This is a genomic window from Streptomyces sp. NPDC111744 (assembly GCF_055634995.1).
The window spans coordinates 99922-110365 of record NZ_JBVKCG010000013.1 but is presented as its reverse complement, the minus strand read 5'-3'; the positions used below and the strand labels follow the sequence as shown (position 1 = coordinate 110365).

The 10444-nt window shown below is 70.5% G+C and carries 8 protein-coding genes; 7 read left to right on the top strand and 1 reads right to left on the bottom strand.

From position 1 onward, the window contains the following. Positions 1–289: 289 nt before the first annotated feature. Genes ACZ7OO_RS26900 through ACZ7OO_RS26890 form a run of 3 tightly spaced genes read left to right on the top strand, consistent with a single transcriptional unit; the run spans position 290 to position 2998 of the window. The gene (locus ACZ7OO_RS26900) at positions 290–652 is read left to right on the top strand and encodes a bifunctional 3-phenylpropionate/cinnamic acid dioxygenase ferredoxin subunit (RefSeq protein WP_382530847.1); all 363 of its coding nucleotides are present in this window, start codon (positions 290–292) and stop codon (positions 650–652) included. Then, positions 649–1812, top strand: coding sequence for an NAD(P)/FAD-dependent oxidoreductase (locus tag ACZ7OO_RS26895; protein ID WP_471508447.1), 1164 nt, complete (start codon positions 649–651; stop codon positions 1810–1812). Before ACZ7OO_RS26900 ends, ACZ7OO_RS26895 begins: the two co-directional genes overlap by 4 nt. 52 nt (positions 1813–1864) lie before the next feature. Further along, positions 1865–2998, top strand: a complete 1134-nt coding sequence (locus ACZ7OO_RS26890) for an aromatic ring-hydroxylating oxygenase subunit alpha (protein ID WP_471508446.1) — start codon at positions 1865–1867, stop codon at positions 2996–2998. A gap of 69 nt (positions 2999–3067) precedes the next feature. Here ACZ7OO_RS26890 and ACZ7OO_RS26885 read toward each other — a convergent pair whose 3' ends face one another. Beyond that, entirely contained in the window at positions 3068–3865 is a 798-nt protein-coding gene (locus ACZ7OO_RS26885) for an IclR family transcriptional regulator (protein ID WP_471508445.1), read from the bottom strand. Between the two features lie 150 nt (positions 3866–4015). Here ACZ7OO_RS26885 and betA point away from each other — a divergent pair, with 150 nt between their 5' ends. From betA to ACZ7OO_RS26865, 4 genes are all read left to right on the top strand, one after another. Beyond that, complete coding sequence (gene betA, locus ACZ7OO_RS26880) at positions 4016–5686, top strand: choline dehydrogenase (RefSeq protein ID WP_471508444.1); 1671 nt, start codon at positions 4016–4018, stop codon at positions 5684–5686. A gap of 109 nt (positions 5687–5795) precedes the next feature. Then, on the top strand, positions 5796–7265 hold the full coding sequence (locus ACZ7OO_RS26875; RefSeq protein WP_471508443.1) for an aldehyde dehydrogenase family protein: 1470 nt from the start codon (positions 5796–5798) through the stop codon (positions 7263–7265). Between the two features lie 19 nt (positions 7266–7284). Then, a complete protein-coding gene (locus ACZ7OO_RS26870) occupies positions 7285–8463 on the top strand; it encodes a quaternary amine ABC transporter ATP-binding protein (RefSeq protein ID WP_471508441.1) in 1179 nt (392 codons plus the stop codon). A 62-nt stretch (positions 8464–8525) separates the two neighbouring features. Continuing rightward, positions 8526–10436, top strand: coding sequence for an ABC transporter permease (locus ACZ7OO_RS26865; RefSeq protein WP_471508652.1), 1911 nt, complete (start codon positions 8526–8528; stop codon positions 10434–10436). The last annotated feature ends 8 nt before the right edge of the window (positions 10437–10444 follow it).

The window sequence follows — 10444 nt, the reverse complement described above, 5'->3', positions numbered from 1 at the left end:
AGGTCTCTGATCAAATCCCCCCCCCCGACGCCATACGCTCGATGACCCCCCTCCCCCGCTCCGAGAACCGCTCCCCCCCCCCCCCCGCTCCCAGGGCCGCGTCGTCGCATTCGAAGGGACGCCTGTTTTCCCTGTTCAACCTTGCTTTCGTGGGCACTTCGGCATGCCCGGGAGCCGCTGTCGCGGCCCGCGCAGACCGGCGGGTGAACGCCTTGACAACGCTTCGGAGCCGCCCCCAAACTGACGTTGCGCTCATCGCAATCCGTTTCGCTATACGCACCGAGGTGTCATGATGATTCCCGCGTGCCGTCTCGCGGATCTGCCGCGAGGCGAGGCTCACCGGCTCGATATCGACCCGCCTGTCTCGGTGTTCCACACCGAGGACGGCGAGCTCTTCGCCATCGACGACACGTGCACCCACCAGGACGCCTCGCTCGCCGACGGCTGGCTGGAGGGCCGCGAGGTCGAATGCCCCCTGCACGCCTCCAAGTTCGACCTGCGGACCGGCGCCGTGGACGCACCCCCGGCCAAGCGTCCGGTCCGCACCCACGAGGTCGTCGTCGAGGACGGCACGGTCTACGTCCGGCTGTCCGCCGACGCGCCCAACCTGCCGCCGTGCGTCGCCGCCCGGCTCGCCGGAGGCGCGGCGTGAGGACGGTGGCCGTGGTGGGCGCCTCGCTGGCCGGTCTGTCGGCCGCGCGCTCGCTGCGGCAGCGGGGGTACGACGGCCGGCTGGTCGTCATCGGCGAAGAGCCTCATCGCCCGTACGACAGACCACCGTTGTCCAAGGAGTTCCTGGCCGGCACCCTCGGCGAGGCGGACCTGGCGCTGGAGCGGGACGACGAGGAACTCCGTGCGGAGTGGCTGCTCGGGACGCGCGCCACCGGGCTCGACCGCACCGGACGGGCGATCCGGCTCGCCGACGGCCGGGAGGTCCGCGCCGACGGCGTGGTCGTCGCGACCGGGGCCGCCGCCCGTACCCTGCCCGGCACCGAGGGCCTCGCCGGGGTCCATGTGCTGCGCACCCTCGACGACGCCCGCGCCCTGCGGGGCGATCTTTCCCGGGGCGGCCGCCTTGTGGTGATCGGCGGCGGGTTCGTCGGCGCCGAGGTCGCCTCCACGGCGTACGCCCTCGGGCTCGACGTGACCGTGATCGAGGCGGCGCCGACCCCGCTGGCCGGACCGCTCGGACAGGCCATGGGCGCCGTGGTCTCCGCCCTCCACGCCGACCACGGGGTACGGCTGTTGTGCGGGGTGGGGGTCAAGGGGCTGAGCGGCGAGCGGCAGGTGGACGCTGTACTCCTGGAGGACGGCCGCAGTGTGCCCGCCGACACCGTCGTCGTCGGCGTGGGGGCGCGCCCCTGCGTCGATTGGCTGGAGGGTTCCGGCGTCGTGCTCGACAACGGCGTGAAGTGCGGTGCCGACGGGCGTACCAGCGTGGCCGGAGTGGTCGCCGTGGGCGACTGCGCCAACTGGTACGACCCGCACACCGGCGACCACCGCAGGGTCGAGCACTGGACCGGCGCACTCGAACGGCCGGCCGCCGCCGTCGCCGCGCTCCTCGCGTACGGGGCGACGGAACCGGGCGTCCCCCGGCCGCCGTACTTCTGGTCCGACCAGTACGGCGTGCGGATCCAGTTCGTCGGGCACGCCGCCGGGGCCGACGAGGTGACGGTCGAGGAGGGCTCGACCGACAACCGCCGCTTCCTCGCCGTCTACCGGCGGGCGGGTCGCCCGGTCGCCGTGCTCGGGATGGACCAGCCGCGCCTGTTCACGCGCTGGCGCAAGCAGTTCGGCACCACCGCGTCCTGACCCGGCGCCCGCGCCGTCCCACCGATCCACGACGTTCTCCGAGGAGTGCACCGTGACCTCGACCAGCCTGCCGGACAGCCTGATCGCCACCCTCCCCGGTTCCGCCTACACGGATCCCGGGATCTTCGCCCAGGAACAGGAACGCATCTTCGAGACGATGTGGTTCTGCGTCGCCCGCGCGGCGGACCTGCCGAAGCCCGGCGCGTTCCGCACGGTCGACGTGGGCCGGGAGAGCATCCTGGTCACCCGCGCCCGGGACCGTTCGGTCCGCGCCTACTTCAACGTCTGCCGGCACCGCGGGGCAAAGCTCCGCACCGAGGACACGGGCGAGGTCAGGCGCGCCTTCCAGTGCCCGTACCACGCCTGGACCTACGACCTCGACGGCAAGCTGGTGGCGGCACCCAACCTCACCAGGATGCCCGACGTCGGCCGTACCGAGTACGGCCTGGTGGGCGTGGCCGTACGCGAGTGGCTCGGCTATGTGTGGGTGTGCCTCGCGGAGGACCCGCCCTCCTTCGAGGAGGACGTGATGGGGGCCGTCGTCGAGCGGCTGGGCGACACCGCCTCGATCGAGCACTACGACATCGACCACCTCTCGGTGGGCCGCCGGATCGTCTACGACGTGCGGGCGAACTGGAAACTCATCATCGAGAACTTCATGGAGTGCTACCACTGCGCCACCATCCACCCCGAACTCACCGAGGTGCTGCCCGAGTTCGCCGACGGTTACGCGGCGCAGTACTACGTGGGCCACGGCGCCGAGTTCGGCACGGACATCCGGGGCTTCACCGTCGACGGCTCCGAGGGGCTCGACCGCATCCCCGGAGTCGCCGCGGACCAGGACCGGCGCTACTACGCGATCACCGTGAAACCGCAGGTGTTCATCAACCTCGTCCCCGACCACGTGATCTTCCACCGGATGTACCCGGTGGCCGTCGACCGGACGGTCGTCGAGTGCGACTGGCTCTACCTTCCGCACGTCGTGGAGAGCGGCAGGGACGTCAGCCGGTCCGTGGAACTCTTCGACCGGGTCAACCGCCAGGACTTCGACGCCTGCGAACGCACCCAGCCCGGGATGAGCTCACGGCTGTACGCCAAGGGCGGAGTGCTGGTGCCCAGCGAGCACCACATCGGCGCCTTCCACGACTGGGTCCACGAGCGGCTCGCTACCCGGCAGCCGGAGTGAAGGAGAGAGGGCGCCCGTGGCCCGCGGGGAAGGCGGACGCGGGCCGTACGACGGTCGTCCCCGGGGCGCTCAGCCCAGGTAACCCATGCGGTGGCTGATCTCGTCCGCGCCCTTGACCAGCACCGGAGCCAGTTCGTGCATACGCTCCTCGGTGAACCGGTAGGACGGCCCGGACGCGCTGATCGACGCGACGACCTTGCCCTCCCGGTCCCGGATCGGCGCGGCCATGGCGTGCAGCCCGATCTCCAGCTCCTCCAGCGTCCAGGCGTAACCGCGCTCCCGGGCCTCGGCGAGGTTCTTCTCCAGCTTCGCCTTGGAGGAGATGGTGTGCGGCGTGAGCTTCTTCAGGCCCCCCTCCGAGACCAGCGCGGCCCGTGCCTTCGCCGGCAGATGGGCCAGCATGATCTTGCCGCTGGAGGTGGCGTGCAGCGGGGTCAGCTGGCCGACCCAGTTGTGCGCGGTGACGGCGGCCGTACCGCGCACCTGGTAGAGGTTGATCGCGTAGTGCTCCTGCATCACCGCGATGTTGACCGTTTCGCCGATCTCGTCGGCCAGCCGCTCGCACACCTGCCGGCCCTGCTGGGTGACGTCGACACGCCCGGTGACCGCGCCCGCCAGACGTACGATGCCGAAGCCGAGCGCGTACTTGCCCCGTTCGCCCGCCTGCTCCACCAGACCGCGCGCCTCCAGGGCGCCGAGCAGACGGAACGCGGTCGACTTGTGTACGTCGATCTCGGCGGCCACCTCGCTCACGCCCGCCTCGCCGCGCCGGGCGAGGATCTCCAGGACGCTGATGGCGCGGTCGACGGACTGCACGCCGCCGGAAGATGAGCCGTGCGTTTCGGTATCCGGACTGTAGTTGCTCATAACGGAACTATACGCGGAGTAAACAACAGCACCCAAGAAACGCGATGTGAACAAGGATCTTACAAGTTGCGTTGTTCGCAACCTAGTGCGCATAGCGGTACCCGTACTAGCATGCCGCGCACATCGACGGCGCGAGCGAGACGAGGCAGCATGGATCCCTTGCAGTACGACTTCGTCATCGTCGGCGGCGGATCGGCCGGCAGCGCACTGGCGAACCGGCTCTCGGCCGACCCCGGCAACCGGGTGCTGGTGCTGGAGGCGGGTCGCCCGGACTACCCGTGGGACGTGTTCATCCATATGCCCGCGGCGTTGACGTACCCCATCGGAAGCCGTTTCTACGACTGGAAGTACGAGTCCGAGCCGGAGCCCCACATGGGCGGCCGCCGTGTCTACCATGCCCGCGGCAAGGTCCTGGGCGGCTCCAGCAGCATCAACGGGATGATCTTCCAGCGCGGCAACCCCATGGACTACGAGCGTTGGGCCGCCGATCCCGGCATGGAGACCTGGGACTACGCCCACTGCCTGCCGTACTTCCGCCGCATGGAGAACTGCCTGGCCGCCGACCCCGACGACGAGTTCCGCGGCCACGACGGCCCCCTCGTCCTGGAACGCGGCCCCGCCACCAACCCGCTCTTCTCCGCCTTCCTCAAGGCCACCCAGGAGGCGGGCTACGCACCCACCGACGATGTCAACGGCTACCGGCAGGAGGGCTTCGCCAAGTTCGACCGCAACGTGCACCGCGGCCGGCGCCTGTCCGCGTCCAAGGCGTACCTGAAGCCCGCCAGGAAGCGGCCCAACCTCACCGTCACCACCCGCGCCTTCGTCACCCGCGTCCTCTTCGAGGGGAAAAAGGCCGTCGGCGTCGAGTTCCAACGGGGCAAGGGCGCCCTCCGGCAGGTCCGGGCCGCGGAGGTCATCCTGTGCGGCGGCGCGATCAACTCCCCGCAGCTGCTCCAGCTTTCGGGCGTCGGCAACGCCGGGGAACTGCGCGCCCTCGGCGTCGACGTCGTCCACGATCTGCCGGGCGTCGGCGAGAACCTCCAGGACCACCTGGAGGTGTACATCCAGTACGCCTGCAAACAGCCCGTCTCCGTACAGCCGTACCTGGCGAAGTGGCGGGCCCCGTTCATCGGCCTGCAGTGGCTGTTCCGCAGGGGACCGGCCGCCACCAACCACTTCGAGGCGGGCGGCTTCTGCCGCAGCAACGAGGACGTGGACTACCCCAACCTGATGTTCCACTTCCTGCCCGTCGCGGTCCGCTACGACGGCTCCGTGCCCGCCGGCGGCCACGGCTACCAGGTCCATGTCGGGCCCATGTACTCCGACGCCCTCGGCTCGGTGAAGATCCGGAGCAGGGACCCGCACGAACACCCGGCGCTGCGCTTCAACTACCTCTCCACCGAGCAGGACCGCCGCGAGTGGGTCGAGGCGGTCCGGGTGGCCCGCGAACTCCTCAACCAGCCCGCCCTCGCCCCCTACAACGACGGGGAGATCTCGCCCGGTCCGTCCGTGGCGACGGACGAGGAGATCCTCGCCTGGGTCGCCAGGGACGGCGAGACCGCCCTGCACCCGTCCTGCACCTGCAAGATGGGCACGGATGCGATGTCGGTCGTCGACCCGCTCACCATGCGGGTGCACGGAGTGGACGGACTGCGCGTCGTGGATGCCTCGGTGATGCCGTACGTCACCAACGGCAACATCTACGCCCCGGTGATGATGATCGCCGAGAAGGCGGCCGACCTCATCCTCGGCAAGGAGCCGCAGGCGCCGTCCAAGGCCGCCTATTACCGGCACCGCGACGCCCAGAAGCAGGCGGGGTAGCGCACTCTCCCCGGACCTCTTGACGGCGGTCGCTCCGTTCGTCAGGGTGTGCCACCAAAAGCAAACCAATGCACAATGCGCAACGATTTCGGGCTCGAAGGGCGCGACCGTGGCAGATCTGTACGTGGATGGTGAATGGCGGACGGCCGTGGCCGGCGGCCAACGCGAGATCCGCTGTCCGGCGGACGGCACCCTCGTCGCCACGGTCTCGGAGGCGACCCGCCCCGACACCGAGGCCGCGATCGCCGCGGCCCGGCGCGCCTTCGACGACGGCCCCTGGCCGCACACCCCCGAGCGGGAACGCGGCGCGCTGCTGCTGCGCACCGCCGACATCATCGAGCGCGACGCCAAGGAATTCGCCCGCGCCGAATCCCTCGACACCGGCAAGCGGCTGGTGGAGAGCGAGTACGACATCGCCGACGTCGTCTCCTGCTTCCGCTACTACGGCGGCATCGCCGGCACCAACGCCGGACGGGTGGTCGACACCGGCCGCGACGACGCGCTCAGCCGGGTCACCTACGAACCCGTCGGCGTGTGCGGACTGATCACCCCCTGGAACTACCCCCTGCTGCAAGCCTCGTGGAAGGTCGCCCCGGCCCTTCTCGCGGGCAACACCGTCGTCCTCAAGCCCAGTGAGCTCACCCCCTCCACCGCGATCCTGCTGATGAAGTCCCTTGCCGAAGCGGGCCTTGCGGCCGGCGCCGCCAACCTCGTGCTGGGCGCCGGCGCCGAGGCGGGTGCACCGCTCGCCGAGCACCCGGGCGTCGACATGGTGTCCTTCACCGGCGGACTGCACACCGGCCGGCACCTCATGGCCACCGCCGCCGCCACGGTGAAGAAGGTCGCCCTCGAACTCGGCGGCAAGAACCCCAACGTCGTCTTCGCCGACGCCGACTTCGCCAGCGCCGTCGACTTCGCCCTCACCGCCGTCTTCCTCCACTCCGGGCAGGTCTGCTCGGCCGGCGCCCGGCTGATCGTCGAGGACGCGATCCACGACGCCTTCGTCGACGAGGTCGTGCGCCGCGCCAGGCTCATCCGCCTCGGCGGCCCCTTCGACTCCGAGGCCGAGACCGGGGCGCTGATCTCCGCACAGCACCGCGAGAAGGTCGAGGCGTATGTCGCCGCCGGCCTCGCCGAGGGCGCCGTACTGCGCTGCGGCGGCGCGCGCCCCGACGACCCCGCGCTGGCGAACGGCTTCTACTACCCGCCCACCGTCCTCGACGAGTGCCGGCAGGACATGCGGGTGGTGCACGAGGAGTCCTTCGGGCCCGTGCTCACCGTGGAGCGCTTCCAGGACGAGGACGACGCCGTCCGCATCGCCAACGACACGGAGTACGGCCTCGCCGGCGCCGTCTGGACGCAGGACGCGGGCAGGGCACAGCGGGTAGCCCGCAGGCTGCGCCACGGCACTGTGTGGATCAACGACTACCACCCCTATGTGCCGCAGGCGGAATGGGGTGGCTTCGGGCACTCGGGCGTGGGCCGCGAGCTGGGACCGACCGGCCTGGACGAGTACCGGGAGCCCAAGCACGTCTGGCAGAACATCCGACCCCGGCCGCAGCACTGGTTCCGCGGCTGACGCCGAAGAGAGGCCGATCATGACCCCAGCGCAGACCGAGGTGTCGCAGCGGCGCGACACGTCCCAGGACTCCGGGGAGCGCACCCCGGTCATCTCCGTGCGCCGACTGTGGAAGGTGTTCGGGCCGAAGGCCGACGAGGTGCCGGGCTCCGAGGAGTTGTGCGGGCTGACCCGCCGCGAGCTGATGGACCGCACCGGCTGCACCGCCGCCGTGCGGGACGTCAGCTTCGAGGTGTCGCCCGGCGAGGTCTTCGTCGTCATGGGCCTGTCCGGGTCCGGCAAGTCCACCCTGGTGCGATGTCTGACCCGACTGATCGAACCCACCGCCGGGGAGGTCGTCTTCGAGGGCGAGGACATCCGGGGCGCCGACGCCCGGCGGCTGCGGGAGCTGCGGCGCAGCAAGTTCTCCATGGTCTTCCAGCACTTCGGTCTGCTGCCGCACCGCAAGGTCGTCGAGAACGTCGCGTTCGGCCTGGAGATCCGGGGCATGGGCAGGGCCGAACGGACCAGGAAGGCCATGGAGGTCGTCGAACTGGTGGGCCTCGCCGGATACGAGAACTCCTACCCCGACCAGCTCTCCGGCGGTATGCAGCAACGCGTCGGTCTCGCGCGCGCCCTCGCCGGCGACCCCGACGTCCTCTTCTTCGACGAGCCGTTCTCCGCGCTCGACCCGCTGATCCGCCGTGACATGCAGAGCGAGGTCATCCGTCTGCACCACGAGGTCGGCAAGACCATGGTGTTCATCACCCACGACCTCTCCGAGGCACTGAAGCTCGGCGACCGCATCCTGATCATGCGGGACGGCAGGACGGTCCAGTGCGGCACCGGCGACGAACTCGTCGGCGCCCCGGCGGACGACTACGTACGGGACTTCGTCAAGGACGTGCCGCGCGGCGACGTCCTCACCCTGCGCTGGATCATGCGGCCCGCCACTCCCGAAGATGCCCTGGACGGACCCGAGTTGGGCCCGGAGGTGGTGGTCCGCGAGGCCACCCGGGCGGTGCTCGCGGCCGAGAAGCCGGTCAAGGTGGTCGAGAACGGCAAGCTGCTCGGCATCGTCGGCGACGAGGAGATCCTCGCCGTTGTCGCGGGAGCCGTCGGTGCCGGAGCAAGTGCCCCCGGAGCAGCCGGTGCAGGAGCAGCGGGTGCGGGAGCCCGTGCCGGAGCCGTCGTCGCTGGACAGGAGGGCGGCGCGTGACGGCCGCCGTCGCCGACGCGACCGCGCCTGTCACCACCCTGCGCCACAAGGTGAGCCGTCCCATGGTGGTGGGGGCGATCCTGGTCGTCTGGCTGGTGCTCTTCGCCGTACTGCGCGGCAGGCAGACGCTGACCCTGGCCGCCGCCGACCTCACCGGCCTGCACCGCTGGCTGAACGACGTCAACGACAGCATCGGTGCCAACCGCAACTCCAACCCGCTCTTCCTCTACTTCTTCAACGAGATCCGGCTGGCCATCGACAACCTGGTGACCTTCGTCCAGTCGCTGATCTCGCAGCCCGCCGGCTCCCGCCCGGTCCCGCAGATCGGCTGGCTCGGTGTCGTCGGACTCGCCGGTTACGTGTCCTGGGCCGTGGGCAACTGGCGGGTCGCGCTGCTGGCCGCGGCCGGCTTCACGTTCTTCGGGTTGCAGGGTCTGTGGCAGGAGAGCATGGACACCCTGGCGCTTACTCTGTCGGCGGTCCTGGTGGCCCTGCTCATCGGCATCCCGCTGGGCGTCTGGGCCGGACTCTCCGACCGGTTCAACCGGATCATGACGCCCTTCCTGGACTTCATGCAGACGATGCCGACCTTCGTCTACCTCGCCCCCCTGACCCTGATCTTCCTCATCGGCGGGGCCTCCGCCGTGATCACCACGGTGATCTACGCGGCACCCCCCGCCATCCGTATCACCGCGCACGCCATCCGCTCGGTACCCGAGGCGACCGTCGAGGCGGCCGACTCGCTCGGCGCGACACGGACGCAGCAACTGCTGAAGGTGCTGCTGCCGATGTCCCGGCGCACGGTGGTGATGGGCGTCAACCAGACCATCATGGCCGCCCTGGCCATGGTCACCATCGCCGCCCTGATCGACGCGCCCGGCCTCGGCAAGACCGTCGTCCAGGCCCTGCAGTCCCTCGACGTCGGCACCGCCTTCAACGCCGGACTCGCCATCGTCGTCATGGCCATCGTGCTCGACCGCGTCACCACTGCGGCCGCCGTCCGCACCGAAGTCCGCCGCACCGGCGGCCCGTTCCTGAAGTGGCGCCGCCCGCTGCTGGCGGCCGGCGGGATCGCGGCCGCCGTCCTGGTGTACCTCTCCCACACCTACGTCTGGGCGGCCGAGTTCCCCGGCGACGGCACCGTCGGTTCCCACATCGCGAGCGCCGCCGACACCGCGACCACCTGGCTCCAGGACCATCTCTCGGGTCTGACCAACGCCCTGCGGGACGCCCTCACCAACGGCCTGCTCAACCCGTTCCAGACGCTGCTCACCGACTCCCCGTGGTGGCTCGTCGGCGCCACCCTGGTCGCGCTCGGCGCGGTCATCGGCGGCCGGTGGGCCGGGGCGACGGCCGCCGTGTGCGTCGGGCTGCTGGTCGGCACGGGCGTGTGGTCGGACAGCATGACCACCCTCGCCTCGACCGCCGTGGCCACCGTGCTGGTGATGCTGCTCGGCGCCGTCGTCGGCGTGTGGATGGGCCGCAGCGCGCTGGCGGACCGGCTGATCCGGCCCACGCTGGACGCCGCGCAGGTCATGCCGCCGTTCGTCTATCTCGTTCCGTTCCTGGCGCTCTTCGGCGCGACCCGCTTCACGGCGATCGTCGCGGCCGTCGTCTACGCGGCGCCCGTCGCGATCAAGATCATCGCGGACGGGGTGCGGAACGTGCCCGAGTCCACCGTGGAGGCGGCCACCTCGGCCGGGTGCAACACCTGGCAGATCATCACCAAGGTCCAGCTGCCGATGGCACGCGGCGCCCTGACCCTCGCGACCAACCAGGGCCTGATCTATGTGCTGTCGATGGTTGTGGTGGGCGGCCTGGTAGGGGCGGGCGCCCTCGGCTACGACGTCGTGGCCGGTTTCTCGCAGGGTGAGCTGTACGGCAAGGGACTGGCGGCGGGGCTCGCCATCGTACTGCTCGGAGTCATGTTCGACCGGATCACTCAGGCTGCGGCGCGACGCACCCGGGCATAAGGAGCGCG

Bases quoted from the DNA above. Each gene is read 5' to 3' on its own strand.
- ACZ7OO_RS26885 (WP_471508445.1), bottom strand. From the start codon at position 3,865: ATGAGCAACTACAGTCCGGATACCGAAACGCACGGCTCATCTTCCGGC.
- ACZ7OO_RS26870 (WP_471508441.1), top strand. From the start codon at position 7,285: ATGACCCCAGCGCAGACCGAGGTGTCGCAGCGGCGCGACACGTCCCAG.
- ACZ7OO_RS26865 (WP_471508652.1), top strand. From the start codon at position 8,526: ATGGTGGTGGGGGCGATCCTGGTCGTCTGGCTGGTGCTCTTCGCCGTA.
- betA (WP_471508444.1), top strand. From the start codon at position 4,016: ATGGATCCCTTGCAGTACGACTTCGTCATCGTCGGCGGCGGATCGGCC.
- ACZ7OO_RS26900 (WP_382530847.1), top strand. From the start codon at position 290: ATGATGATTCCCGCGTGCCGTCTCGCGGATCTGCCGCGAGGCGAGGCT.